The sequence below is a fragment of the Thioalkalivibrio sp. AKL17 genome (assembly GCF_000377885.1).
GTDB classification, from domain to species: domain Bacteria; phylum Pseudomonadota; class Gammaproteobacteria; order Ectothiorhodospirales; family Ectothiorhodospiraceae; genus Thioalkalivibrio; species Thioalkalivibrio halophilus.
Genome location: NZ_KB898766.1, coordinates 21,410 through 47,508 on the forward strand (window position 1 = coordinate 21,410; position 26,099 = coordinate 47,508).

Annotated in this window: 25 protein-coding genes; 12 read left to right on the forward strand and 13 right to left on the reverse strand. The window is 69.4% G+C overall.

Annotated features, from left to right (window positions below; genetic code table 11):
* Window positions 1-24: 24 nt before the first annotated feature.
* Window positions 25-696 carry a DNA repair protein RadC gene (gene radC / locus D577_RS0106190; protein WP_018946661.1) on the forward strand — a complete coding sequence of 224 codons (672 nt, stop codon included), beginning with the start codon at window positions 25-27 and terminating at the stop codon, window positions 694-696.
* Window positions 697-718: 22 nt separating this feature from the next.
* Here radC and D577_RS0106195 read toward each other — a convergent pair whose 3' ends face one another.
* From D577_RS0106195 to D577_RS0106210, 4 genes are all read right to left on the reverse strand, one after another.
* Window positions 719-1,273, reverse strand: a complete 555-nt coding sequence (locus D577_RS0106195) for a YMGG-like glycine zipper-containing protein (RefSeq protein WP_026288935.1) — start codon at window positions 1,271-1,273, stop codon at window positions 719-721.
* 114 nt (window positions 1,274-1,387) lie between these two features.
* A complete protein-coding gene (gene bioF / locus D577_RS0106200) occupies window positions 1,388-2,572 on the reverse strand; it encodes an 8-amino-7-oxononanoate synthase (RefSeq protein ID WP_018946663.1) in 1,185 nt (394 codons plus the stop codon).
* 64 nt (window positions 2,573-2,636) lie between these two features.
* Complete coding sequence (bioB, locus tag D577_RS0106205) at window positions 2,637-3,635, reverse strand: biotin synthase BioB (RefSeq protein WP_018946664.1); 999 nt, start codon at window positions 3,633-3,635, stop codon at window positions 2,637-2,639.
* A complete protein-coding gene (locus tag D577_RS0106210; RefSeq protein ID WP_018946665.1) occupies window positions 3,632-4,090 on the reverse strand; it encodes a hypothetical protein in 459 nt (152 codons plus the stop codon). The genes bioB and D577_RS0106210 overlap by 4 nt, the downstream gene beginning before the upstream one ends.
* Window positions 4,091-4,166: 76 nt before the next feature.
* Here D577_RS0106210 and D577_RS0106215 point away from each other — a divergent pair, with 76 nt between their 5' ends.
* Window positions 4,167-4,877, forward strand: a complete 711-nt coding sequence (locus tag D577_RS0106215) for a ComF family protein (RefSeq protein WP_018946666.1) — start codon at window positions 4,167-4,169, stop codon at window positions 4,875-4,877.
* Between the two features lie 31 nt (window positions 4,878-4,908).
* Here the strand turns inward: D577_RS0106215 and ubiA are convergent, their stop codons facing one another.
* The 9 genes from ubiA to D577_RS0106260 are packed head-to-tail and all read right to left on the reverse strand — an operon-like array spanning window position 4,909 to window position 14,751.
* Entirely contained in the window at window positions 4,909-5,784 is an 876-nt protein-coding gene (ubiA, locus tag D577_RS0106220) for a 4-hydroxybenzoate octaprenyltransferase (protein WP_018946667.1), read from the reverse strand.
* 12 nt (window positions 5,785-5,796) lie between these two features.
* Window positions 5,797-6,639, reverse strand: coding sequence for a shikimate dehydrogenase (gene aroE, locus D577_RS0106225; RefSeq protein WP_018946668.1), 843 nt, complete (start codon window positions 6,637-6,639; stop codon window positions 5,797-5,799).
* Window positions 6,636-7,652, reverse strand: a complete 1,017-nt coding sequence (gene hemB / locus D577_RS0106230) for a porphobilinogen synthase (RefSeq protein ID WP_018946669.1) — start codon at window positions 7,650-7,652, stop codon at window positions 6,636-6,638. Before hemB ends, aroE begins: the two co-directional genes overlap by 4 nt.
* Before the next feature lie 26 nt (window positions 7,653-7,678).
* Complete coding sequence (gene hemF / locus D577_RS0106235) at window positions 7,679-8,608, reverse strand: oxygen-dependent coproporphyrinogen oxidase (protein WP_018869173.1); 930 nt, start codon at window positions 8,606-8,608, stop codon at window positions 7,679-7,681.
* Window positions 8,609-8,619: 11 nt separating this feature from the next.
* Window positions 8,620-9,189: an L-threonylcarbamoyladenylate synthase gene (locus D577_RS0106240; RefSeq protein ID WP_026288936.1), complete on the reverse strand. Its 570-nt coding sequence runs from the start codon at window positions 9,187-9,189 to the stop codon at window positions 8,620-8,622.
* A gap of 31 nt (window positions 9,190-9,220) precedes the next feature.
* A complete protein-coding gene (locus D577_RS0106245) occupies window positions 9,221-11,869 on the reverse strand; it encodes a DNA topoisomerase I (RefSeq protein ID WP_018946671.1) in 2,649 nt (882 codons plus the stop codon).
* Between the two features lie 57 nt (window positions 11,870-11,926).
* Window positions 11,927-12,412 carry a DUF494 family protein gene (locus D577_RS0106250; RefSeq protein ID WP_018946672.1) on the reverse strand — a complete coding sequence of 162 codons (486 nt, stop codon included), beginning with the start codon at window positions 12,410-12,412 and terminating at the stop codon, window positions 11,927-11,929.
* Window positions 12,409-13,557: a DNA-processing protein DprA gene (dprA, locus tag D577_RS0106255; RefSeq protein WP_018946673.1), complete on the reverse strand. Its 1,149-nt coding sequence runs from the start codon at window positions 13,555-13,557 to the stop codon at window positions 12,409-12,411. Before dprA ends, D577_RS0106250 begins: the two co-directional genes overlap by 4 nt.
* A 27-nt stretch (window positions 13,558-13,584) precedes the next feature.
* Window positions 13,585-14,751 carry a LysM peptidoglycan-binding domain-containing protein gene (locus D577_RS0106260; RefSeq protein ID WP_018946674.1) on the reverse strand — a complete coding sequence of 389 codons (1,167 nt, stop codon included), beginning with the start codon at window positions 14,749-14,751 and terminating at the stop codon, window positions 13,585-13,587.
* A gap of 138 nt (window positions 14,752-14,889) precedes the next feature.
* Between D577_RS0106260 and def the strand changes: the two genes are divergently transcribed.
* Genes def through D577_RS0106310 form a run of 10 tightly spaced genes read left to right on the forward strand, consistent with a single transcriptional unit; the run spans window position 14,890 to window position 26,059 of the window.
* On the forward strand, window positions 14,890-15,423 hold the full coding sequence (def, locus tag D577_RS0106265) for a peptide deformylase (protein WP_026288937.1): 534 nt from the start codon (window positions 14,890-14,892) through the stop codon (window positions 15,421-15,423).
* On the forward strand, window positions 15,423-16,415 hold the full coding sequence (gene fmt / locus D577_RS0106270) for a methionyl-tRNA formyltransferase (protein ID WP_018946676.1): 993 nt from the start codon (window positions 15,423-15,425) through the stop codon (window positions 16,413-16,415). The genes def and fmt overlap by 1 nt, the downstream gene beginning before the upstream one ends.
* Window positions 16,415-17,740, forward strand: coding sequence for a 16S rRNA (cytosine(967)-C(5))-methyltransferase RsmB (gene rsmB, locus D577_RS0106275; protein WP_018946677.1), 1,326 nt, complete (start codon window positions 16,415-16,417; stop codon window positions 17,738-17,740). Before fmt ends, rsmB begins: the two co-directional genes overlap by 1 nt.
* Window positions 17,740-18,285: a DUF4390 domain-containing protein gene (locus D577_RS0106280; protein ID WP_018946678.1), complete on the forward strand. Its 546-nt coding sequence runs from the start codon at window positions 17,740-17,742 to the stop codon at window positions 18,283-18,285. Before rsmB ends, D577_RS0106280 begins: the two co-directional genes overlap by 1 nt.
* Window positions 18,270-20,498: an ATP-binding protein gene (locus D577_RS0106285; protein ID WP_018946679.1), complete on the forward strand. Its 2,229-nt coding sequence runs from the start codon at window positions 18,270-18,272 to the stop codon at window positions 20,496-20,498. The genes D577_RS0106280 and D577_RS0106285 overlap by 16 nt, the downstream gene beginning before the upstream one ends.
* Complete coding sequence (locus D577_RS0106290) at window positions 20,495-21,877, forward strand: sigma-54 dependent transcriptional regulator (RefSeq protein WP_018946680.1); 1,383 nt, start codon at window positions 20,495-20,497, stop codon at window positions 21,875-21,877. The genes D577_RS0106285 and D577_RS0106290 overlap by 4 nt, the downstream gene beginning before the upstream one ends.
* Before the next feature lie 3 nt (window positions 21,878-21,880).
* Entirely contained in the window at window positions 21,881-23,260 is a 1,380-nt protein-coding gene (gene trkA / locus D577_RS0106295; RefSeq protein WP_018946681.1) for a Trk system potassium transporter TrkA, read from the forward strand.
* Window positions 23,261-23,270: 10 nt separating this feature from the next.
* Window positions 23,271-24,725 (forward strand): TrkH family potassium uptake protein, encoded by a 1,455-nt coding sequence (locus D577_RS0106300; RefSeq protein ID WP_018946682.1) that lies wholly within the window; start codon window positions 23,271-23,273, stop codon window positions 24,723-24,725.
* 33 nt (window positions 24,726-24,758) lie between these two features.
* The gene (locus D577_RS0106305; protein ID WP_018946683.1) at window positions 24,759-25,103 is read left to right on the forward strand and encodes a tetratricopeptide repeat protein; all 345 of its coding nucleotides are present in this window, start codon (window positions 24,759-24,761) and stop codon (window positions 25,101-25,103) included.
* A complete protein-coding gene (locus D577_RS0106310) occupies window positions 25,100-26,059 on the forward strand; it encodes a lysophospholipid acyltransferase family protein (protein ID WP_018946684.1) in 960 nt (319 codons plus the stop codon). The genes D577_RS0106305 and D577_RS0106310 overlap by 4 nt, the downstream gene beginning before the upstream one ends.
* Window positions 26,060-26,099 lie beyond the last annotated feature (40 nt).

Below are 26,099 nucleotides of genomic sequence, written 5' to 3' on the forward strand. Positions count from 1 at the left end.
GATACGGACCACAGGGAGGTGGATATGGCCATCACGGACTGGCCGGCGGGCGAGCGCCCGCGCGAGAAACTGCTGGAGCGCGGTGCCGCCGCGCTGTCGGATGCCGAACTGCTGGCGATCTTTCTGCGCACCGGCGTGACCGGCAAGAGTGCGGTGGATGTCGCGCGCGACCTGCTGTCCCGCTTCGGCGGGCTGCGCCCGCTGCTGCAGGCCGACGAGGCCGGGTTCTGTGCGGCGCCCGGTCTGGGACAGGCCAAGTACGCCCAGCTGCAGGCCGTGCTGGAAATGGGCCGCCGCCACCTGGAGGCGGACCTGGAGCGCGGCGAGGCGCTGACCTCGCCGGCGGCCACCCGCCGGTTTCTGAGTGCGCGCCTGCGCGACTACCCGTTCGAAGTCTTCGGCGTGCTGTTCCTCGACAATCGCCACCGGGTGCTGGCGTTCGAGGAACTGTTCCGCGGCACCATCGACGGCGCCAGCGTGCACCCGCGCGAGGTGGTGCGGCGGGTACTGCACCACAACGCCGCCGCGGTCATCCTCGCCCACAACCATCCTTCCGGCGTGGCCGAGCCCTCGCGCTCGGATGCGCTGATCACCCGGCGCCTGAGCGAGGCGCTGTCGCTGATCGACGTGCGCCTGGTGGATCACCTGATCATCGGCGATACCGCCGTGTCGCTGGCCGAACGCGGCGAGCTGTGAGCGCTCGCGCGCACGGCCGGAATCAGTCCTTCAGCGCCCAGCTGCCTTCCTCGTCGGGACAGGCGGTGCCGGTGTGCCGTTCTCCGTCGATGGTCATCTCGAACGGGCGGCACCCTTGCGATCGGGTTTCGCCGGGCGTGAAATGGACCTTCTCGCCCTGATCGGTTTCCCAGCGGACGTCCTGCCCGCTGTCGGCCAGTTCGAGGGCATGCCCCATGCAGGCCTGGTCGCGGCCGTCCAGTTCGCGGCCGATCAGCCCGCCCAGCAGGGCCCCGCCGGCCGCCCCGATGAGTACCGCCACGGTATCGCCGTCACCCACGCGGTGGCCGATGATGGCGCCCGCGCCGCCGCCGATGGCCGCGCCGATGCGGTCCCGGTTGCAGCGGCCTTCAAGGATGCCCCAGTGGTCATCCCAGCGGTCGCGGGTGTGGCCATGGTAGCCGGCATAGCCGGGATCGTTCTGGGCGCGCCAGCCGTGCGCGGGCGCATGCGGTGGCGGCTGTGCCACCGCATCGGCCGCGAAGCCGGCCAGCATTGCCGTCGCGAGGATTTTGGGTATGAGTCGGTTACGTCGCATGTTTCCGGCCCTCCGTGCGTGCGTTTGGAGAAAACGTGCCACGGGGCGCTGAACCGACGGTGAATCGCGACGCTGGAACGGGAAGTCGTTCACGTTCCTGCTGTCTGCGAGGTCTCAGTTTGCGGATTCGGCCCGCAGGGCGCGCTCGAGTGCGTTCAGCAGGGCGTCGACCTGGGCTTCGCTGTGGGCGGCGGACAGGGTGATGCGCAGACGGGCCTGGCCCTCGGGGACCGTGGGCGGGCGGATGGCGGGAACCAGGAAGCCGGCCTGCTGCAGGCGCTCGGCGATGGCCGTGGTGTGCGCCGCATCGCCCAGGATCACCGGCTGGATGGGCGTGTCCGGCGGCGGGTGAGGCAGGCCCAGGGCATCCAGCCCGGCGCCCAGGCGCCGGATCAGGGCGCGCAGGTGTTCGCGGCGGTCGCCGGCGGCCTCGGCGATGCGGACGGACGCCAGGGTGGCGGCGGCCAGCGCGGCGGGCATCGCCGTGGTGTAGATATACGGGCGTGCGGTCTGGATCAGGGCCTCGATCAGCGCCTCACTGCCGGCAACGAAGGCCCCGGCGGTGCCGAAGCCCTTGCCCAGGGTGCCCATCAGGATCGGTACGTCGCCGGCATCCAGGCCGAAATGCTGGCAGCTGCCGCCCCCGGTCTCGCCCAGCACCGTGAAACCGTGGGCGTCGTCCACCATCAGCCAGGCGTCGAACTCGCGGGCCAGCGCGGCCAGCTGTGGCAGCGGCGCGATGTCGCCGTCCATGGAGAAGACCCCGTCGGTGACGATCAGCCGGTGGCCGTTGGCAGGCGCGCGCTCCAGACGCTGGCGCAGATGTTCGGGGTCGGCGTGGCGGTAGCGCTGGCTGCGCGCGCCGGACAGGCGCACGGCGTCGATCAGCGAGGCGTGGTTCCAGCGGTCCTCGAACACCGTGTCGTGACGCCCGACCAGGGTCTGTACCAGCGCGAGGTTGGCCATGTAACCGGTGGAGAAGACCAGTGCCCGCTCGCGCCCGGTGAAACGCGCCAGCGCCTGTTCCAGCTCGGCATGGGCCCGGGTGTGGCCGTTGATCAGGTGGGCGGCCCCGGCGCCGGTGGCGTATGCGTCCAGGGCCTCGCGGGCGGCCGCGCTGACCGCCGGATCGGCGGCCAGGCCGAGATAGTCGTTGGAACAGAAGGCGACGACCGGCTTCCCGTCGATGATCTGCTCCGGCTGCTGCGGCCCGTCCAGCGTGCGCAGGCGGCGCCACAGTCCGGCCTCGCGGACGGTCTCGAGGCGCTGCTGGAGGAAGCGTTGCAGGGAGTCGCTCATGCCTGGCCGGGGATGGTGGCAGGCGGGAGGCGTCCGCCCCGGGGTGCCGGGCGGACGCCTGGCCTCACGCGCTGCGCGCGGCGGGTTCGGCGGTGCCCTCGCCGGTGTGCCCGTCGGCGGTTTCCGGCTGCAGGCCCAGGCGCTCGAACAGCGCGAGGTCGTGGTTCTCGCCGGGGTTCGGCGTGGTCAGCAGGGTGTCGCCATAGAACAGCGAGTTGGCTCCGGCGAGAAAGCACAGGGCCTGCATCTCGTCGGACATCTCGGTGCGCCCGGCGGACAGGCGCACGTAGGAGGCGGGCATCACGATGCGCGCGACCGCGATGCTCCGCACGAACTCCAGCGGATCGATGTTCTCCACGTCCTGCAGCGGGGTGCCCTCGACCTGGATCAGCTGATTGATCGGCACCGACTCTGGGTGCTTCGGCAGGTTGCCCATCTGCTGCAGCATCCGCGCGCGGTCACGGCGCGTCTCGCCCATGCCGAGGATGCCGCCGCAGCAGACGTTCATGCCGGCCTCGCGCACGTGCTCCAGGGTCTCCAGCCGGTCCTGGTAGGTGCGGGTGGAGATGATGTGGCCGTAGAACTCCGGCGAGGTGTCGAGGTTGTGGTTGTAGTAGTCCAGCCCCGCTTCGGACAGGCGCCGGGCCTGCTCCGCCTTCAGCATGCCGAGGGTCATGCAGGTCTCCAGTCCCTCGTCCTTGACCGCGCGCACCATCTCGATCACGCGCTCGAGATTCTTGTCGGTGGGGTTGCGCCAGGCCGCGCCCATGCAGAAGCGGGTCGCGCCCTGGGCGCGGGCGTTGCGCGCGGCCTCGACGACCTCCTCCACTGGCAGCAGGCGCTCGCGTTCCAGTTCGACCTCGTGGTGGGCGCTCTGCGGGCAGTAGGCGCAGTCCTCCGGGCAGGCCCCGGTCTTGATCGACAGCAGCGTGCTGACCTGCACCGCGTTGGGGTCGAAATATTCCCGATGGGCGGTCTGCGCGCGGAAGATCAGGTCGTTCAGCGGCAGATCCAGCAGGGTTTCGACTTCCTCGGTGGTCCAGTCGTGGCGCAGCTCGCTCATAGGTGGTGCTCCTGGTCGGCCTCGGCCGGGACATCGATGTCCGACCATGGCTCGCGATAGATGGTGTAGAGGGCATACAGCGACCACGGCAGCAGGATCACCGCGGCCACGGCCCAGTAGGCGCGATAGTAGTCGATGTCGGGCGGGAAGAAGGTTGCCACCACGATCAGCGCGCCCATCAGGCCGTACAGCCGGTAGGCGGCCCACTGGGTGTGGTGCCCCACGCGCGGGTCGGGGTGATGCTTGTTCAGGGCATAGACGACCATGGATCCCCCGAACCACAGGATCAGCGGGACGATCCCCACGATCGCCGCGATGATGAAGCCCACGCCGACCCCGTCGCCGCCGACGAGGAACAGGGGGATACCGGCCACGCTGATGACGATGACGTTCCCGATATCGAACAGCGATGCCGCCCGCCGCGATCGGCGTCCGGAGATGGTCTTCGTTTCCATGAGCTATCCTGCCGGTAAAAGGTCGGAGTTTAGCATCATGGCATGCGGCCCTTCATGGATGACGGGGAGAGCGGGAATGCGGGTACGGCGCTGGCTGGAGGGGCCGTTTCCGTCGGCCTGCGGGCTTTGCGGGGCCGGCGTTGGTCCGGGCGATGCCCTGTGCGCGGGCTGTCTGGCGGAACTGGAACGGGTGGTGTCCCCCTGTCCGCGCTGTGGCGAGCCGGACGCCGTGGCGGGTCCGTGTCCCCGGTGCCGGGATCGCGAGCCGCGGCTGGCGGCACTGCATGCCCCGTGGCGCTATAGCTGGCCGCTGGATCGCCTGATCCTCGCACGCAAGCATGCCGATGACGCCACCGCGGCACGCGTGCTCCGGGAGCTGGCCCGGCGCGCGGCGGGCGAGCTGGCGGATGCGCGGCGCGCCGTGCAGCAGGGGCCGGATTGCGTGGTCCCGGTGCCGCTGCACCCCGAGCGTTACCGCGAGCGTGGCTTCAACCAGGCGCTGGAACTGGCGCGCGAAGTGGCGCGGGTGCTGGAGGCGCCGCTGGCGTCGCGGCTGGTGGTCCGGGTGCGCGCGACCGAGTCGCAGCAGGGGCTGGGGCGGCGCGAACGCCGTCGCAACGTCGCACGTGCCTTTGCCCTGAAACCCGGTGCGGAATTCCCGGAGGCTGCCCGTGTGCTGCTGGTGGATGACGTGGCGACCACCGGGGCCACGCTGGATGCACTGGCGGAGGCCCTGTATGCGGCGGGGGCGGCGCGGGTGGAGGCGCTGACGCTCGCGCGGGCCTGAGGTGCGTTGTTCGCGGGGCGCGGTTGGCGGCTCAGGCGGCCGCGCGCCACAGGTGGTCGCCGATCATCGCCAGCATCACCACCGCGCCGAGATAATGATTGTTCCTGAACGCCCGCAGGCAGTCGGCCGGCTCGCGTTCGGCGATCAGGAACTGCTGGTAGAACATCAGCGCGGCGACCACCGCCAGCCCGGCCATGTAGACCCCGCCGAACTCCAGATTGCGTCCCAGCAGGAACAGGCCGATCCAGACCATCACCTGGAGCGCCCCGGTGATGGCGCGGTCCAGCTCGCCGAAGGCGATGGCGGTGGATTTCACCCCGATCTTGAGGTCGTCCTCGCGGTCGACCATGCCGTAGAAGGTGTCGTAGACCGTGGTCCATGCGAGGGTGATCACGAACAGCAGCCAGGCCTCCGGCGGCGGCAGTTCGTTGTTGACCGCGGTAAAGGCCATGGGCACCGCCCAGGCGAACGCCGCGCCCAGATGCACCTGCGGGAAATGATGGAAACGCTTGGAGAACGGATAGGTGCCCGCCAGCAGCACCGCCACCACCGAGAACGCGATGGTCAGCGGGTTGGTGAACAGCACCAGCACGAAGGCCGCCAGGCACAGCGCCGCGAACACCGCCAGGGCCTCGCGCGGGGTGATGCTGCCGATCGCCAGCGGGCGGTCGCGGGTGCGCGTGACATGGGCGTCGAAATGGCGGTCGGCATAGTCGTTGATCGCGCAGCCGGCCGAGCGCATCAGGGTGACCCCGGCGACGAAGATGAACAGCAGATGCCAGGGTGGCAGGCCGTCGGCGGCGATCCACAACGCCCACAGCGTCGGCCACAGCAGCAGGTAGATGCCCACCGGCCGGTCCAGCCGGGTCAGGCGGGCGTACTCGTACAGGCGCTCGCGCGGGGTCATGGCTGGGGCGGGTCAGTCGGCGGCTTCGTGGCGCAGGGTCGCCAGTACCGGTCCGGTTTCGGGGTGTACCCCGCGCCAGATGGCGAAGGCCTCGGCGGCCTGTTCCACCAGCATGCCCAGACCGTCGCTGCTGAGCGCGCAGCCGGCCGCCTCGGCCCAGTCGAGAAAGCGCAGGGCGGCCGGGCCGTAGACCAGGTCGTAGGCCGTGGTCCGCGGACCGACCAGACCGGCGGGCAGCTCCAGGGCATCCTCGGACAGCCCGGCGGCGGTTGCGTTGAGGATCAGATCGAACGGGCCGTCGGGCAGGGCGTCCAGCGCGCAGGCCTCCAGGTGGGTGTCGCCGGCGAGATCGGCGAAGTCGCGGGCGAGGCCCTCGGCCCGGGCCGGGGTGCGGTTGGCGACGACCAGCTCGGCGGGCGTGCGTTCCAGCAGCGGCTGCAGGATGCCGCGGGTGGCGCCGCCGGCCCCCAGGATCAGGATGCGGCGGCCGTTCAGGTCGCAGCCGAGGCGGTCTTCCAGATCGCGCAGCAGGCCGACGCCGTCGGTGTTGTCGCCATGGATGCGGCTGTTGTCGCCGGTCCACAGGGTGTTGGCGGCCCCGGCGCGGCGGGCCCGGTCGGAGAGCACGGCCGCGAGCTGGCAGGCATCCTCCTTGAACGGCACGGTCACGTTCACGCCGCGCAGTTCCCCGGCCAGCCAGCCGCCGACCTCTTCGGCGAACTGCCCCGGGGTGCCGCGGCGCGCCTCGTAGGTCATCGCCTGCCCGGTCTGCTCGGCGAACAGGGTGTGGATGCGCGGCGACAGGGAATGATGGATCGGGTTGCCCACCACCGCGTAGCGATCGGGACGGCTCATGATGTGGCGTCCTCCGCCAGCCATTCGGCCGCCGCCCGGGCGTAATAGGTGAGGATGCCGTCCGCCCCGGCGCGCTTCATGCCGGTCAGGGCCTCCAGCACGCAGGCGCGCTCGTCCAGCCAGCCGCGTTCGGCGGCGGCCTTGAGCATCGCGTATTCGCCGGAGACGTGGTAGACAAAGGTCGGGCGCTGAAAGCGCTCGCGGATGCGGTGGACCACGTCGAGATACGGCATGCCCGGCTTGATCATCACCATATCGGCACCCTCCGCCAGATCGGCGGCCACCTCGTGGATCGCCTCCTCGCCGTTGGCCGGATCCATCTGGTAGGTCTCCTTGCTGCCGCGGCCGAGGTTGCCGGCCGAGCCCACCGCGTCGCGGAACGGGCCGTAGAAGGCCGAGGCGTACTTCGCCGAGTAGGCGAGGATGCGCGTGTGGACCTGGCCGTCGTCTTCCAGCGCGCTACGGATGGCGCCGATGCGTCCGTCCATCATGTCCGAGGGCGCGACCACGTCGGCGCCGGCCGCGGCATGCGAACGTGCCTGACGCACCAGGGCCTCCACAGTGATGTCGTTCACCACATAGCCGTCGTCATCGATGATGCCGTCCTGGCCGTGGGTGGTGAACGGGTCCAGCGCGACGTCGGTGATCACGCCCAGATCCGGAAGCTCGGCCTTCAGCGCGCGCACCGCGCGCTGGGCGAGGCCCTCCGGGTTCCATGCCTCGGCGGCGTCCAGGCTCTTCTTCTCCGCCGGGACCACCGGAAACAGGGCCAGGGCCGGGATGCCCAGGCGGTGGCCGGCGGCCGCGTCGATCAGCAGCTGGTCAATGGAGACCCGCTCCACGCCGGGCATCGAGGGCACCGGTTCGCGCACCCCTTCGCCTTCGGTCACGAACACCGGCAGGATCAGGTCGTCGGCGCTCAGGCGATGCTCGCGCATCAGCCGCCGGGAGAAGGCATCCCGGCGCATGCGGCGTGGACGGCTGGCAGGATAGGGGGCGATGGGGGCGGTCATATGTGCGCGTCCTCGATCGGGTTTTCTCAGTCAGCCTCGGCCAGCCAGTCGCGGGGCACCAGGTAGCGCTCGTAGAGTTCGGCCTCCGGGGTGCCGGCTTCCGGCCGGTAGTTGTATTCCCAGCGCACCAGCGGGGGCAGCGACATCAGGATCGACTCGGTGCGCCCGCCGGACTGCAGGCCGAACAGGGTACCCCGGTCGTAGACCAGATTGAACTCCACGTAGCGCCCGCGGCGGTAGAGCTGGAACTGGCGTTCACGCTCGCCCCATTCGAGATCGCGGCGGCGGCGCACGATGGGGGCATAGGCCTCGAGGTAGGCGTCCCCCACGCTCTTCATGTAGCCGAAGGCGTGTTCGAAGCCGCCCTCGTTGAAGTCGTCGAAGAACAGCCCGCCGATGCCGCGCGGTTCCCCGCGGTGCTTGAGGAAGAAGTAGTCGTCGCACCACTTCTTGTGCTCGGGGTAGAGGTGCTCGCCGAACGGCCGGCAGGCGGCCTCGGCGGTGCGGTGCCAGTGGATGCAGTCCTCGTCGAAGCCGTAGTAGGGCGTCAGGTCGAAGCCGCCGCCGAACCACCACACCGGGTCCTCGCCCGGTTTCTCCGCGACGAAGATCCGCACGTTGGCGTGCGAGGTGGGCACATAGGGGTTGTGCGGGTGGATCACCAGCGAGACCCCGGCGGCCTGGAACGAGCGCCCGGCGAGTTCCGGGCGGTGGGCGGTGGCCGAGGCCGGCAGGGTGTCGCCCATCACGTGCGAGAAGTTGACCCCGGCCTGCTCGAAGGTCGCGCCGCCGGACAGCACCCGGGTGCGCCCGCCGCCGCCGGCCGGGCGGTCCCAGGCGTCCTCGTGGAAACCGGCCTCGCCGTCGAGTTCCTCGATGCCGGCACAGATGCGGTCCTGCAGCCCCCGCAGGTATTCGGTCACGCGATCGATGGAGACGTCGTCTTCACGGGCCATGTCGGCTCCTCTCAATGGTCCGGTTCGGGTTCGGGGTCGCCGCCGCCGCGCAGCCACGCGCCGGTACGCGCGTCGCGGATGGCGGTGGGGCCGGGGAGGTCGCCGCAGGCGGCCTGCAGGATGGCATCCACCCCGTCGCCGAAGCGATGTTCCACGCAGGACCAGTCGGTACAGGGCGCCTCTCCGGCGGGATTGGCGCTGGTGGAGACCAGAGCGCTCTCGGCGGCTGCACACAGTGCGCGGGCCGGAGGATGCGCGGTCACACGTACCGCCAGGGTCTCGTGCTCGCCGCGCAGCAGGGCCGGACACTCGGGGGCGGCCGGCCACAGCCAGGTGACTGGCCCCGGCCAGCTGGCCTCCACCCGGGCGCGCGCCTCGGCATCCAGGGGTGCCAGCCACCCGACAAGACGCTCCAGGCGGTCGCTGATCAGGATCAGGCCCTTGGTGCCGGGGCGGCCCTTCAGGGTGAGGATGCGTTCCACCGCGGCGGGCTCGTCCGGCCGGCAGCCCAGGCCGAACACCCCCTCGGTGGGGTAGGCCACCACACCACCGGCGCGCAGGATGCGCGCCACGGACTCGATGGATGTCGTGCCCCGCCCGGGGGTGGACGCGTCAGTCGGAACCACGGCCGCTGGCGGTAACGGTCTCGTCGCTGGGGGATTTTTCCGTGGAGTCGCCGTCGCTTCCGGCCTTGCCACCCGATTTCTTGCTGGTGGCCTTGCCGGTGGATTTCCCGCTGCCCGATGCACTCGATTTCGTGCCGGTGGACTTCGAACCCGAGGCCTTCGAACCCGAGGCCTTTGAGCCCGTGGATTTCGTTCCCGAGCTCTTCGTGCCTTTTTGGGTTGATGCTTTCGACCCCGTGGACTTTGACTTCGACGCGGTGGATTTCGAAGTGGTCGACCTGGTCGTGGAGGCCTTCTTCGTGCCGCCCGACTTGCTGGCCGCGGCCTTGCCGCCCTTGCGGCCGCGGCCCTTGCGCTCGGGGGCGTTCGCGATCAGCTCCTGGCACTGCTCCAGGGTCAGGGACTTGGGATCGGTCTCCTTGGGCACCTTGGCGTTCTTGTTGCCGTCGGTGACATAGGGGCCGTAGCGACCGTTCAGCACCTGGATGCCTTCTTCGTCGAAGCTCTTGATGAAGCGTTCGGCGTCCTTTTTCTTCTTCTCCGCCACCAGTTCCAGGGCGCGCGGCAGCTCGATGGTCCAGACGTCGTCGTCCGGGCCCAGGGAGACGTACCTGGAACCGTACTTCACATATGGTCCGAAGCGCCCGATGTTCACCATCACCGGTTCGCCCTCGGGGGTCTCGCCCAGCTCGCGCGGCAGCTTGAACAGCTCCAGTGCCTCCTCGAGGGTGATCTTGTCCATCTTCTGCCCGGGCAGCAGCCCCGCGAAGCGCGGCTTCTCCTCGTCGTCCTTGGTGCCGATCTGCACGATCGGCCCGAAACGGCCCAGGCGAACGCTGACGGGCCGCCCGCTCTTCGGGTCGGTGCCCAGCTCGCGCGACTGCACCGCCTCGGCGCGGGTGACGTTCTCTTCCTTTTCCTTGACCCGGTCGCGGAAATCGCCCCAGAAGTCCTCCAGCACCGGGACCCAGTCCTTTTCCCCGCGCGAGATCGCGTCCAGCTCGTCTTCCAGGTTCGCGGTGAAGTCGTAGTCGACGTAGCGATCGAAATGCTGGGTCAGGAAGCTGTTCACGATCCGGCCGGTGTCGGTCGGGATGAAGCGCTTGCCGTCCATCTCCACGTATTCGCGCGACTGCAGGGTCGAGATGATGCTGGCATAGGTCGACGGGCGGCCGATGCCGTATTCCTCGAGGGTCTTCACCAGGCTGGCCTCGGTGTAGCGCGGCGGCGGCTCGGTGAAGTGCTGGTCGGCGGTGACCTCGTGCAGCGCGACGGTGTCGCCCTCGGCCATCTCCGGCAGGCGCTTGTCCTCGTCGTCGTCCGCGCTGTCGTCGCGGCCCTCCTGGTAGACCGCGATGAAGCCGGCGTGGCGCAGGGTGGAGCCGGTGGCGCGGAAGCGGTGGTCGGTGTCACCCGGGACCAGATCGGCGGCCACGGTGTCGAAGGTCGCGTGGATCATCTGGCAGGCCACGGTACGCTTCCAGATCAGGTCGTACAGCCGGGCCTGGTCGCTGGTCAGGCGGTTGCGGACCTCGTCGGGGATGCGCCGCACCGACGTCGGACGGATCGCCTCGTGGGCCTCCTGCGCGTTCTTCGACTTGGTCTTGTACTGGCGCGGGCTGTCCGGGAGGTTGTCGGCCCCGTAGCGCTCTTCGATCAGGCCGCGGGCCTCGCCGATCGCCTCGCCGGCCAGCGCGACCGAGTCGGTTCGCATGTAGGTGATCAGGCCTTCCGCGCCGGAGCCCAGGTCGATGCCCTCGTACAGCTGCTGGGCGGTGCGCATGGTGCGGCTGGCATTGAAGCCCAGCTTGCGCGAGGCCTCCTGCTGCAGGGTCGAGGTGGTGAACGGCGCGGCCGGATTGCGGCGGCGCTGTTTCTTTTCGACCTTCGCCACGCGCAGTTCACCGTTCGCGGCCTCGTTCAGGCGGCCCTGCGCATCGTGGGCGAGCTCGGCGCTGTTGAGGTCGAACTGGTTGAGTTTGTTGCCGTCCAGGTGGGTCAGCCGCGCGGTGAACGGCTGGCCCTCGCGTTCGGCCTTCGCGTCCAGGGTCCAGTATTCCTGCGGGACGAAGGCCTCGATCTCGTTCTCGCGCTCGCAGATCATGCGCAGCGCCGGGCTCTGCACGCGTCCGGCGGACAGGCCGCGCTTGATCTTGCGCCACAGCAGCGGCGAGAGGTTGAAGCCGACCAGGTAGTCCAGCGCGCGGCGCGCCTGCTGGGCGTCGATCAGCGGCTGGGCGAGTTCGCGGGGCTGTTCGATCGCCTCCTGGATGGCCTTCTTCGTGATCTCGTGGAACACCACGCGGTAGACGTTGCGGCTCTCGAGCAGGCCGCGTTCGCGCAGGACCTCGTAGAGGTGCCAGGAGATCGCCTCGCCTTCGCGGTCGGGGTCAGTCGCGAGGATCAGGTCGTCGGATTTCTTCAGGGCCTTCGCGATCGCCTCGATCTGCTTTTCGCTGCGCTCGATCACGTCGTAGCGCATGCGGAACCCGTCCTCCGGATCCACCGCTCCTTCCTTGGGCACGAGATCGCGCACATGGCCATAGGAGGCCATGACCTGATACTCGGGGCCGAGGTATTTCTCGATGGTCTTCCCCTTGGCGGGGGACTCAACAATAACGAGGTGCTTGCTCATGGGGACTCGGGACCGTCTCGGTGGCGGCGGGTTCCGTGGGAGGCGGTGACGCCGGGATCAGTGCAGATAATCCATCTCGGTGGGGCCGAGGTGGTCGCGCATGACCTCATCGAGCCGGGAGTAGGCCACGGCGTCGTCCGGCTGGTTGAACAGGACCATCAACACCACCCAGCGAAGCTGGTCGAGGTCGATCTCCTCGGCGTCCAGTTCCATCACGCGGTCCATCACCAGTTCGCGGGTGCCGGCGGTGAGCAGACCGTTCTGTTCCAGATTGAGGAGGAAGCCGCGGCTTTCCATGTTCAGGCGCTGGCGTTCCTCGGGGGCGAACACGCGGCAGGCTGCGCTGTCACCACCGCGGCTGGCCAGCGGGGCCTCGCTCATCAGTCGGTCCAGCCAGCCCAGGGCGCGCTCGATCTCCCCGGACGCAAAACCGGCTTCGACCAGCTGCCGCTGCAGCTCGCCGCGATCGGGTTCGGCCTCGGATTCTTCGTCGAGGGTGTGCTCGAACAGATACATGAGCACGTCCAGCACGCTTTCGTTCATGATTCGGGGGATCCTGCGTCGAGGCGCTGATAGCGCCCGTGATCGAGGGCGGCCACGCGGCCATTGAGTTCCAGTAAAACGAGAATGGATGAAAGCGTGTCGATGGTCAATTGAGTCCGGCTGCGCAGGGTTTCCATGTCCACCGGGTCGAAACCCATCGCCTGCAGGACCCTTTCGTGCTCCGGATCCACCGGCTCGGCGGGCGCCGGCCCCGGGGGTTGCGGGGCGGGCGGGACGCCCAGCCAGTCGGCCAGGTCGTCGAGGATCTCGCCGGCGGTCTCGACCAGTTGCGCCCCTTCGCGGATCAACCGGTGGCAGCCCCGGCTGACCGGGCTGAACACCGAGCCCGGGACGGCGTAGACCTGCCGGCCCTGTTCTCCGGCGAGCCGCGCGGTAATCAGCGAGCCGCTGTTGTCGCCCGCTTCCACCACCAGGGTCGCGAGGGCGAGCCCGCTGATCACGCGGTTGCGCTGCGGGAAGTGCCCGGCCTGGGCCTGGGTGCCCGTGGGCCAGAGCGACACGATCAGGCCGTGATCGGCGATGCGGTGCCCCAGCCGCCGGTGCGCGGCCGGATAGATGCGGTCGGGCCCCGTCGCGACCACGGCAGTGGTGCGCCCCTGCGGGGCATCCAGTGCGCCCTGATGGGCGGCGCCGTCGATCCCGCGCGCCAGACCCGAGGTGATGGTGACCCCGGCGCTCGCCAGCTCGCGAGCGAACTCGCGGGCCAGCTTGAGTCCCTGCGGAGTCGCGTCGCGGCTGCCGATGATGGCCACCTGCGGTGCGGTCAGCAGGGCCGGGTCGCCGTTGAGGAACAGCACCGGCGGGGGGTCGGGCAGTTGCGTCAGCAGCGGCGGATAGTCGGGGTCGTCGCGACACAGGATGCGGTGACGCGCGTCCGCGCGCTCCCAGGCCAGGTCGGCCGCCACGCCGGGGTGGTCATCGTCGGGGTTTTCTGGCGGGGCCACGCCGACGTCGGCGTCCCTCCACTGCCGGGCGGGCGCGGCCAGCGCGGCCTGTGGCGAGCCGAAGGCCTCCAGCAGGCGCTGGATGCGCCGTGGCCCCAGTCCGGGGGTATGCAAAAGACGCAGCCACGGCCCGGGGTCGACCCCGGCCGTGGCTGCGTCGTTGCGGGACTCGCGTTCCATCGCGGAATCCGCCCTGGTGGTCATGGCTTACGGATGGCGGACGGTGTACCCCTCGCGCAGCGTGCGCTCGGATTCGGTCACCAGCACGTAGGAGACCTTCTCGAAGGTCTTGAAGACCATCACCTCGCCGACCCGTTCTTCGGGCAGGTCCACGGACTCGTTGGTCCCGGCGATCGGATCGCGGACCGTCCGGCCGGCGGTGTAGGCGGCGAACACGTGGCCGTTCTCGATGCCGTCGCGCTCGCCGCGGTTGATCACCGCGGCCTGGTAGCGGCCGATCTGGCTGATCGCATCGAACAGCTTGATGACCTGGCCGTCGATGTCTTCCGGCGGGCGGCCGATCTCGAACAGCAAGTCCTGTTCTTCCGCGAACGGAACCAGGCGGTCGCCGCGGATGGTCTCGCGTTCGCCACGGCGGATGTTGGCACGCGCCACGTGCCCGGGTTCGACGATCTCGGCTTCACCCACCGGGATGGTGGCGACGCCCAGTTCCTCGCCGGTGTCCGGATCCAGCAGCATCTCGTCGCGCCGGACGATGTGGTAGATCTCGTATTCTTCCGTGTCCTCGGCATTGCGGACATAAACCCGGTCGCCCGGGCCGTAGATCACGCGATCGTCGTCCGCGGCCACGATGTAGGGCGCCTGTTCCAGGGTCTCCTCGTCGAGGACCTGCGGCTGGAACATGAACGACTGCAGCGTGGAGATCGGCGGGGTGTCGTCGTCGAGCTCCTCCACGCGGACCTCCGGCGAGAGGCGCTTGGTCGGCCGCACGCGCGGGCCGCCGTCGACCGTGATGCGCGGTTCGCCGTCCACGTAGTGGATGCTCAGGACATCGCCCGGATAGATCAGGTGCGGGTTCTCGATCTCCGGATTCACCGCCCAGATCTCCGGCCAGTACCAGGGTTCGTCGAGGTACATTGCGGAGATGTCCCAGAGGGTGTCGCCCTTCTTGACGACGTAGCGCTCCGGTGCCGAGTCCCGGATCTCCGGGGTTTCCTCGGTGGCGGAGCCGCTGGCCTCCTGGCGTTCCCCGTTGTCCGGGGTGGCGGTTTCGGCAGTCCGGTTCTCGGGATCTTCCGTGCCGCTGCCGGTGTCGGTGTCTCCGGTGGCCGCGCAGCCCCCCAGAAACAGCGTTACACTGAACAGTACGCCCGGCAGCACGAAAGAGGTCGTGGTCGCTCTGGTTTTCAACATCATGATTTCCCCTGTCAGGTCCGCACTCCCCGGGGCCATCCTGTGGCCCGGTCCGAATTCGGTGACGCTTCGGCGGATGATGCGGTCCAACGTTAGCAGAATTGACGGGACTGTACAGCACAAAGATTGAGGTTTTTCATGGCGAAGCGAGAAATTCTCCACTTTCCCGATCCCCGGTTGCGGCAGAAGGCCGAACCGGTCACCGAGGTGGACGACTCCATCCGCACACTGGTGGACGACATGTTCGAGACCATGTACGCGGCACCGGGCATCGGCCTGGCGGCGGTGCAGGTGAACGTCCACAAGCGTGTCCTGGTGGCCGACGTCTCCGAGGACCAGAGCCAGCCCCGGGCCCTGATCAATCCGGAGATCCTCGAGACCCGGGGCGAGGAAGAGATGGACGAGGGCTGCCTGTCGGTGCCCGGTTACTACGAGAAGGTGCGGCGCGCGGACTGGATCTGCTTCCGCGCGCTGGGCCGCGACGGCCAGCCGTTCGAGGCCGAGGCCGACGGGCTGCTGGCGGTGTGCATCCAGCACGAGATCGATCATCTCGACGGCAAGCTGTTCGTGGATTACCTGTCCAGTCTCAAGCGTGGCCGTATCCGCAAGAAGCTGGAGAAGCAGGGCGCGCGCGCCGGTGGTTCCGGCAAGGCCGCGGTGCCCGCGGTCTGATGGCGGCTGCCGACAGGGACGCCCCGGCGCCGCGCATCGTGTACGCGGGAACCCCCGACTTCGCGGTTCCCGCGCTGGAGGCCCTGATCGCGGCGGGTCACCCGCCGGTCGCGGTCTATACCCAGCCGGACCGCCCGGCGGGCCGGGGCCGCAAGCTGCGTCCGGGGCCGGTGAAGCAGGCCGCGACGGCCGCCGGGATCCCGGTGGAGCAGCCGGAATCGCTGCGGGATCCGCAGGCGCGGGCGCGGCTGGCCGAATGGCAGCCGGACCTGCTGGTGGTCGCGGCCTACGGGCTGATCCTGCCGCGCGCGGTGCTGGAGATCCCGCCTCTGGGCGGGGTGAATATCCACGCCTCGCTGCTGCCGCGCTGGCGCGGGGCGGCACCCATCCATCGCGCGATCCTCGCCGGCGACGACGAGACCGGCGTGTGCCTGATGCAGATGGCCCCGGGGCTGGATACCGGCCCGGTGCACGCCTGCTGGCGCCTGCCGCTGGGGCCGCGTGTGACCACCGGCGAGGTCCACGACGCCCTCGCGCGGATGGGGGCGGAACTGCTGGTGGAGCGCCTGCCGGCGATCGCGCGTGGCGAGTCGGTGCCCGAGCCGCAGGACGACGCCCGGGCGACCTATGCCGACAAGCTCGAGAAGGACGAGGCGCGACTGGACTGGGATCAGCCGGCCGGCGAGCTGGACCGCCGCGTGCGCGCCTTCGACCCCTGGCCGGTCGCCTGGACCCGCATGCCGGACGGCGAGGCGGTCCTGCGCATCCATGCCGCCCGGCCCGTTGAGGCGGCGCAAGCGGCGACCATGACGCCCGCCGATGCCGGGCCGGGCACCATCGTCGCCGCGGGCGGCGAGGGCGTGGACGTCGTTACCGGCGACGGTCTCCTGCGTCTGGAGCGCGTGCAGTTGCCCGGCCGGCGGCCGGTGAGTGCCGGCGACTGGGCCAATACCGGTGATCTGACCGGTCAGCGACTCGGAGGTGACGCCTGATGGCCCGCCAGCTTTCTCCCCGCCAGTGCGCCGTGGAGGCCACCGAGCAGGTGGTGCTGCACGGGGCTTCGCTCAACAGCGTGCTGGAACCCGCGGTGGCGGATCTCCCGGTGCGCGAGGCGGCCTGGACCCGCGCCCTGGTGTACACCACCCTGCGCTGGTATCCGCAGCTGGAGGTGCTGGTGCGTGAAAGCCTGGACCGGCCACTGCGGCGCAAGGACGGCGTGATCGGCGTGCTGCTGGCCCAGGGGCTGGCGGAGATCCTGCATTTCTCCACCCGCGATCACGCGGCGGTGCGCGAGACCGCCGAGACCGCGCGCCGCATCCACCGACCCGGAGCCGTGGGGCTGATCAACGCGATCCTGCGTCGCGCGTTGCGCGAGACCGACGCGCTGGAGGCCCGCATCGCCGAGGACCCGGTGTTGCGGCATGCCTGCCCGGCGTGGCTGATCGAGGCGATCGAGGCCGCGTGGCCCGAGCGCGCGGAGGCCGTGCTGGGCGAGTTGCTGCGCGAGGCCCCGCTGACCCTGCGGGTCAATACCCGTCGCTGGAGCCCGGCCGATGCGCTGGCGGCGCTGCGCGAGGCGGGCTTCGGGGCGCGGCTGCACGACGTGCCCGAGGGTGCTCTGACGCTCGAGGCGGCCACCGACGTAACCGCGTTGCCGGGATTCAGTGACGGCCGGCTGTCGGTTCAGGATGTTTCCGCGCAGTGGGCCGCGCATCTGCTGGCGCCGCGCCCGGGCGAGCGGGTGCTGGATGCCTGCGCCGCTCCGGGCGGCAAGACCGGGCATCTGCTGGAGCGTGCCGGCGGCGAGCTGGATCTGGTGGCCCTGGACAACGACGCCACGCGCCTGGAACAGGTGCGCGAGAACCTGGACCGGCTGCAGCTGGACGCCACGCTGACCGTGGCGGATCTGGGTGACACCGACGCCTGGTGGGACGGACGGCCGTTCGACGCGATCCTGCTGGATGTGCCCTGTTCCGCCACCGGCGTGATCCGCCGGCATCCGGACATCAAGACCCTGCGCCGCGCGGACGACATCCCGCGTCTGGCCGCCGAACAGGTCCGTCTGCTGCGCGCGGCCTGGGACCTGCTGCGTCCGGGCGGGCGGCTGCTGTATGCGACCTGTTCCCTGCTGGACGCGGAAAACCAGGAAGTCGTGACCCCGTTCGTCGAGGCGACCGGTGACGCGTGTGCCGTGGAGACGGGCGCGGAAGGCCCGATTCCCGGGGCGTTGTCCCGTTCCTCCGGGGTTTCCATCCCGCCGGGGCTGGCCGGAGGCGACGGCTTCTACTATGCCCTGCTGGAGAAGGTCGGCGACTGATGCCGCGGATCCCGTGGCTGCTGGTGCTGCTGCTGGTGCCGGGGGTGGCCCCGGCACTCGAGATCCGCGACGCCAGCCACCTGTGGCTGGATGACACCACGCTGCTGGCGCGCCTGGATCTGCACATGAACCTGCCCGAAGTCCTAGTGGACGCGCTGGAGAACGGCGTGATCCTGGGGTTTCGGCTGGAGGCGCAGGCGGAGCCCGACCGCATGCTGCCGGGGAGACCGCTGGTACGCGCGGAGAACCGCGTGCAGCTGCGCTACTACCCCCTCAACCGGCATTATCTGGTGACCTCGCGGGATGGCGAGCGCATGGAGCTGCGCCCCACCCTGGGGGATGCTCTGGAGCAGAGCGCCCGCCGTCTGGGGCGGATCCGGCTGGAGGACGTCCCCGAGGCGCTGCGCGAGGCCCCGGATGACTACCGCCTGAACGCCCGGCTGTCGCTGGACTACACCGCACTGCCGCTGCCGTTGCAGCTGGACGCCGGCCTGCGCGGCGAACTCACGGCCCGTCAGGAGTGGTACGGATGGTCGCTCGACTGAAGAGCCTGCCCTGGGGGCTGCTGGGGATGATCCTGCTGTTCGTCCTCCTGCTGGCCTCGCTGCTGGTGATGGGGGACGCGGCCCAGCACCAGGCGCGTTTCGAACAGCTGTTCATCTGGCTGCTGGTGTTCCACGCCGGGGTGCTGATCGTGCTGGCCGGCCTGATCATCTATCAGGTGGTGCGCATGTTCTGGCAGTACCGCCACGGGGTGCCGGGCAGCCGCCTGACCCTGCGCCTGGTCGGCGGGTTCATGCTGGTCGCGGTGCTGCCGGTCTCGGTGGTGTACTACTTCTCCTACGAATTCCTCAGCGAAGGCGTGGACTCGTGGTTCGACGTGCGCGTGGATTCGGCGCTGGAAGACGCGCTGGAGCTGTCGCGCTCCTCGCTGGACCTGCGCGTGCGGCAGCTGGCCGAGGAGACCCAGGAGATCATGGAAGACCTGGAAGGTGTCTCCGAGGGCCTGATGGGGCTGACCCTCAACGATTACCGGCGCAGTCTGGGGGCCCAGGAGCTGACCCTGGTGGGCGCCAACAACCGCATCATCGCGTCGAGCACCGACAGCCCCATCCGCCAGCTGCCGTCACCGCCAAGCTCCGACATCCTGATGCGCGTGCGGCCGGGCCAGCCCTACTCGCGTCTGGAGCCGCGCCCCGATGACCAGCTGGTGATCCGTGTGGTGGCGACCACGGCCTCGCGCCGACCCGGCACCGACAACCGCATCCTGCAGGCCGTGTACCCCGTGGATCCGCGCATGAGCGCCCTGTCCCTGCGGGTGCAGGACGCGTTCGCCGATTACCGCGAGTTCGCCTATCTGCGCGGGCCGATCACCCAGGGCTTCATCTTCACCATGTCGCTGGCGCTGGCGATCTCGCTGATGGCCGCGCTGTGGGCCGGGCTGGTGGTCGCACGGCGGCTGGTGCAGCCGGTGTCCGATCTGGTGCAGGGCACGCGCATGGTCGCCGCCGGGGACTACAACACCCGGCTGGAGGTGCGGCGGGCGGACGAACTGGGTTTTCTGGTGCAGTCCTTCAACGCGATGACCCGCACCCTCAGCGAGGCGCGCAACGAGGCCGAGCGCAACCGCCGGCTGCTGGACGCCGAGCGGGCCTATCTGGAGAGCGTGCTCAAGCACCTGCGTTCGGGCGTGCTGGCGCTGGACGGCAGCCTGCGCCTGCGCACCGCCAACGACGCCGCCGGCCAGATCCTCGAATGCGACCTGCCGGGCGCGCGCACCCGGGACATCGCCGAGGTCGGCCGCGAGTGCCCGCTGGTGCACCAGTTCTTCGAGGCCATCCGCGATCCGCTGGCCGGGCACGAGGCGGAATGGTCGCGCCAGGTGGTGGTGTTCACCCGCAGCGGGCGCAAGGTGCTGATGACGCGCGCGGTCTGGCTGCCGACCCCGGGCTCGGGGCGCGGGCTGCACGCGATCGTGTTCGATGACATGACGGAGTTCCTGAAGGCCCAGCGCGATGCGGCCTGGGGCGAGGTGGCGCGGCGCCTGGCCCACGAGATCAAGAACCCGTTGACGCCCATCCAGCTGTCCGCCGAACGTCTCTCGCGCCGGCTGGGCCGGGTGCTGGAGGGGGCCGACCACGAGGTACTGGAACGCGCCACTGGCACCATCATCCAGCAGGTGGAGGCGATGAAGACCCTGGTCAACGCCTTCCGCGACTACGCCCAGGCGCCCAAACTGGAACTCGGCCACACCGACGTGAACCAGCTGGTGCGCGACGTCTCCGAGCTGTATCTGGGCGCGGACGGCAGCTCGCGGGTGCATCTGGATCTGGGCGAGGGAATGCCGCTGATCCGTGCCGACGGCGGTCGCCTGCGTCAGTTGCTGCACAACCTGGTTCGTAACGCCATGGAGGCGGCCGAGGAGCAGGAGCGCGGCGACGACCTGGAGGTGTACGTCTCCACCGACCATGTCGAAAGCGCCTCCGGAAACTGGATCGAACTGCGTGTCCGGGATAACGGTCCCGGGATCCGGCCGGAGCTGCTGGAGCGCATCTTCGAGCCCTACACGACGCACAAGCCGCGTGGAACCGGGCTTGGACTGGCGGTGGCGCAGAAGATCGTCGAGGAGCACGGGGGTATCATCGAGTGCCATAATGATGATTCCGGGGCGGGCGGCGCGGTCTTCGTGATCCGCATCCCGGTGGACGAGGGCGGCCCGTCCGGGGCGTCCGCTGCCGAGGAGGAACAGCCGCAATGAGCGACGCCTACATTCTCGTGGTCGACGACGAGCCCGACATCCGCATGCTGCTGCGCGACGTGCTGGAGGACGAGGGCTACCAGGTGGCGCTCGCGGGCTCGGTGGCCGAGGCCAAGGCACAGCGGCGCAGTCGGCGGCCGGACGCCATCCTGCTGGACGTATGGATGCCCGACGGCGACGGGGTCTCCCTGCTCAAGGAATGGCAGGAGGACGAGGGGGCGATGTGCCCGGTGGTGATGATCTCCGGCCACGGCAATGTCGAAAGCGCGGTGGATGCGACCCGCCTGGGCGCCTACGACTTCATCGAAAAGCCGCTGACCATCGACAAGCTGCTGATCACCCTGAACAACGCGCTGGAGGCCGCGCGCCTGCAGCGGGAAAACACCGGCCTGCGGCGCCAGGTGGCCCCGGTGGCGGACCCGGTGGGCAGCAGCGCGGTGATGGTGAACCTGCGCGACCAGGTGCAGCGCATGGCCCAGCACGATACCTGGGTGCTGATCACCGGCGAGCCCGGAGCCGGCAAGCAGACCTTCGCGCGCATGCTGCATGCGCGCAGCGCGCGGCGCGAAAGCCCGTTCATCGTGGTATCGGTGGGCTCGATGTCGGGCGACGAGGCCGTCGCCGAGCTGTTCGGCAGCGAGCAGGGCGAGCGGGTGCGCTATGGCCTGCTGGAGCAGGCCTCCGGCGGGGTGCTGTACCTCGACGAGGTTGCGGAGATGGACCTGCAGACCCAGGCACGCCTGCTGCATGCCCTGGACACCGGTCGCATCACGCGCATCGGCGGGGACCAGCCGATCAGCGTGAACGTGCGCGTGGTGGCGGCCACCCAGCACGATCTGGGCGAGGCGGTGGAGCAGGGGCTGTTCCGCGAGGATCTCTATTACCGCCTCAACGTCCTGCCGCTGAACGTGCCGCCGCTGCGCGAGCACGCCGAGGACATCCCCGAACTGCTGGACTACCATATGCGCCAGCTGCATCAGCAGGAGGGCCTGCCGCAGCGCACGTTCCAGCGCCCGGCCCTGGAGTGCCTGCAGCAGTACCCGTGGCCGGGGAACGTGCGCGAACTGCGCAACCTGGTCCAGCGCCTGATGATCCTGGGCTCCGGCGACGAGATCACCCGTGATGAGGTGGACCGCACCCTGTCGGGGCAGCCGCGGCGGGCGGAAGAGGAGAGCGCCGAGGGGGTGGTGACCATCCCCGACCTGCCCCTGCGCGAGGCGCGCGAACAGTTCGAACGGGAATACCTGATGCAGCAGCTGGAACGCTCCGAGGGCAACATGACCCGACTGGCCGAGCGGGTCGGTCTGGAGCGGACCCATCTTTACCGCAAATTCAAGGCGCTGGGCATCGATCCGCGCCGCGTGAAATCCGACGGCTGACGCATGAAACAGATCATCATCCTGGGGGCCGGTCAGGTCGGTCAGTCCCTGGCCGAGGCCCTGAGTGCCGACGGGATCGACATCACCGTCGTCGACAACCGTGCCGAACGCCTGGCCGAGCTGGAAGATCAGTTCGATCTCAAGACGATCCACGGCTTCGGGGCCCATCCGTCGGTACTGGATGCGGCCGGGGCGCGCGACGCGTCCATGCTGGTGGCGGTGACCGACTCCGACGAGGTCAACATGCTGGCCTGTCAGATCGGCTCCACGCTGTTCAACATCGAGACCAAGATCGCCCGGGTACGGGCCCGCGACTATCACGAGACCCCGGAACTGTTCGCCCAGGATGCGATCCCGGTGGACATGCTGATCTCGCCCGAGGCGATCGTGACCAGCCATATCCAGCGCCTGATCGAGCATCCCGGCTCGCTGCAGGTCCTGGAGTTCGCCGAGGGACGGGTGTCGCTGGTGGGGGTGCGCGCCTACTACGGCGGGCCGCTGGTGGGCCACGAGCTGAAGAATCTGCGCTACGACATGCCGGGGGTCCATACCCGGGTCGCGGCGATCTTCCGTCAGGACCGTTCCATCCAGCCGGACGGCAACACGGTGGTGGAAGCCGATGACGAGGTGTTCTTCGTCGCGGCGAAGAAGAACATCCGTGCCGTCACCTCCGAGCTGCGCAAGCTGGAGAAGCCCTACAAGCGGATCATGATCGCCGGCGGCGGCAACATCGGCCGGCGGCTGGCCGAGGCCCTGAGCAAGCGCTATCGGGTGAAGGTGATCGAGCGCGATGCGGAGCGGGCGGACCAGCTCGCCCGGGAACTGCCCGGCAACGTGCTGGTGCTGCAGGGCGACAGCGCCGACGACCGCTTCCTGGAGGCGGTCAACGTCGAGCACAGCGACGTCTTCTGCGCGGTGACCAACGACGATCAGGCCAACATCTTCGCCGGGATGCTGGCCAAGCGTTACGGCGTGCGCAAGGTAATGTCGCTGATCAACCGCCCGAGTTACGTGGATCTGCTGCAGAGCGGGACCATCGACGTTGCGCTGTCGCCGCAGCAGGCCACGGTGAGCGCCCTGCTGGCCCGGGTGCGCGAGGGCGGGACCGCCACCGTGCATACCCTGCGCCGCGGCGCGGCCGAGGCGATTGAAACCGTAGTCAGCGGCGATTCGCGCACCTCGCAGGTGGTGGACCGCCGGATCGACGAGATCAACCTTCCGGAGGGGGCCAGCGTCGGCGCCGTGGTGCGCGACGACGAGGTCATCATTCCGCACCACGACACGGTGATCCATTCGGGGGATCACGTCATCCTGTTCCTCACCGACCGTGGCAAGGTGAAGCAGGTTCAGCGCCTGTTCCAGCCCAGCCCGCTGTTCTTCTGAGCCGTCCGCCGTGCTCCATCTCGCCTCCACCGCGCGCCTGCTGGGGATCCTGCTCACGCTGTTCAGCCTGAGCATGCTGCCGCCCGCACTCGTCGGGTACATCTACGACGAGTCCACCGCGTACGTGTTCATGCAGGCGTTCATGGTGCTGCTGCTGGTCGGCGGGATGCTCTGGGGGCCGCTGTATCGCGCGCATCGCGAACTGCAGCCGCGCGACGGGTTCATCCTGGTGGTGATGTTCTGGCTGGGTCTGGGCCTGGCCGGGGCGACGCCGATGGTGCTCGACCCGCATCTGAACGTCAGTTTCACCGATGCGGCCTTCGAGTCGATGTCGGGGCTGACCACCACTGGCGCCACCGTGCTGACCGGGCTGGACGACATGCCGAAGGCGTTGCTGTGGTATCGCCAGCAGCTTCAATGGATGGGCGGCATGGGCATCATCGTGCTGGCAGTGGCCATCCTGCCGCTGCTGGGCGTGGGCGGCATGCAGCTGTTCAAGGCCGAAACCCCGGGCCCGATCCGCGACAACAAGCTGACCCCGCGCATCGCCGAGACCGCGCGCAACCTGTGGTACATCTACCTCGGCCTGACGGTGGCCTGTGCGGTGGCCTACTGGGTCGCCGGGATGGAGGTCTTCGACGCGATCGCGCATTCCTTCACCACCGTGGCGATCGGCGGGTTCTCCACCTACGACGCCAGCCTGGGCCACTTCGATTCCGCCGCCATCGAGGGCGTGGCGATCGTCTTCATGCTGATCGCCGGGATGAACTTCGCGGTGCATTTCCTCGCCCTGCATCGTGCGTCGGTCGCGCCCTATCGGCGTGACGAGGAGCTGCGCACCTACCTGATCCTGATGGCCTCGGCGGTGGCCGTGGTGGTGGCCTACATGCTGGTGACCGGCTTTGCCGCGGACGGCGCGGACGCCTTCCGCCGGGCCGCGTTCCACGTGGTGTCCATCGGCACCACCACCGGTTACGCCACCGACGACTTCTACCTCTGGCCGGGGTTTCTGCCGGTGCTGCTGATCTTCCTGTCGTTCGTCGGTGGCTGCACCGGATCCACCGGTGGCGGCATCAAGGTGGTGCGCGTGCTGCTGCTGATGAAGCAGGGCATGCGCGAGGTGAAGCGCCTGATCCATCCGCATGCGCGCATCGCCGTGAAGGTCAACGGCAAGGAGGCCCCGGACCGCGTGGTGCAGGCGGTGTGGGGTTTTCTCGCGGCCTATGTGATGGTGTTCGTGGTGATGATGCTGGCGGTGATGGCATCCGGACTGGATCAGGTCACGGCCTTCTCGGCGGTGGCGGCCACCCTCAACAACCTCGGCCCCGGCCTGGGCGAGGTGGGGCCGAACTTCCAGTCCATCAACGACTTCAGCAAATGGGTGCTGATCCTCGCCATGCTGATGGGGCGGCTGGAAATCTTCACCGTGCTGGTGCTTCTGTCCCCGGCGTTCTGGCAGCGCTAGGGTAGGAGCGAATTCAAGGACAGGAGGTCGTCCATGTCGCAGATGGTCGAACGTTTCCAGAACATGCTGGACGGAGGCGAGGACTCCGCGATGCTGCGCTTCTCGCTGGGCAACGCCCTGGTGACCGATGGCCAGCAGGCGGCGGCGGTGGAGCACCTGGAGCGCGCGCTGGAGCTGGACGAGGGCTACTCCGCGGCGTGGAAACTGCTGGCAAAGACCCTGGTCGCCCTGGAGCGCCCGCAGCGTGCGCTGGAGGTCTGCGAGCGGGGCATGGCCATCGCCGAGGAGAAGGGCGACCTGCAGGCGGTCAAGGAAATGGAGGTCTCCGCGAAGCGCGCCCGCCGCCTGCTGGAGGCCGGAGGTGATGCGGACACATGAGCCGTGACGATGCCCCGGGGGAGGATGCGGACGTCGGTGCCTACCGGGCGCCGCTGACCGCGCGGCATTTCGCCCCCCGCTACTGGCTCACCTGGGTTGGCGTTGCGCTGGCCTGGGTGCTGCAGCAGATCCCGCGTTCGGCGGTGCAGGCGCTGGCCCGGGGCATCGGCCGCCTGCTGTACCGCCGCTCGGGGCGCAGCCGCCGGATCGCCGAACGCAACCTCGAGCTGTGCTTCCCGCAGCTGGATGCGGCCGAACGCGAAGCGCGGCTGGCCGCCTTCTACCGCTACCAGGCGCAGACCGTGCTGGACTACGGGCTCCTGTGGTTCGGCAAGCCCGGCGAGCATGCCTCGCGCATCCGGGTGGACGGGCTGGAGCACTACGAACGCGCGCGCTCCGACGGGACACCGGTGATCATCCTCGCCCCGCACTCGCTGGGGCTGGATTACGGCGGGGTGCGCATGAGCCAGATGTACGACGGGGTCTCCTTCGCCAAGCCGATGAAGAACCCCGTGCTGGAGTGGATCAACCACCGCAGCCGCACCCGCTACTCCGGGGACATCTTCGCCCGCGAGCAGGGGCTGCGCCCGGCGATTCGCCAACTGCGTCGCGGGCGGTTCTTCTATTACCTGCCGGACGAGGACCTGGGCGCCGACGGCGCGGTGTTCGTGGATTTCTTCGGTGTATCCAAGGCCACGCTGACCGCCCTGGGGCGGCTGGCGCGCATGTCGCGGGCGGTGGTGCTGCCGAGTTTCGCCTGGTACGACCTCGCCCGTGACGAATACGTGATGCGCCTGTGGCCTCCAATGGAGGGCTTCCCCTCGGGCGACGACGCGGCCGACGCACGGGCCATGAATGCCGCTATCGAACGGGGCGTGGAACAGGCCCCGGCGCAGTATCTGTGGACCCTGCGCCTGTTCCGCACCCGCCCCGAGGGCGAGCCCCCGCTCTACTGATCCATGCCCGAGGGCGACACCAATTATCGACCCGAGCCTG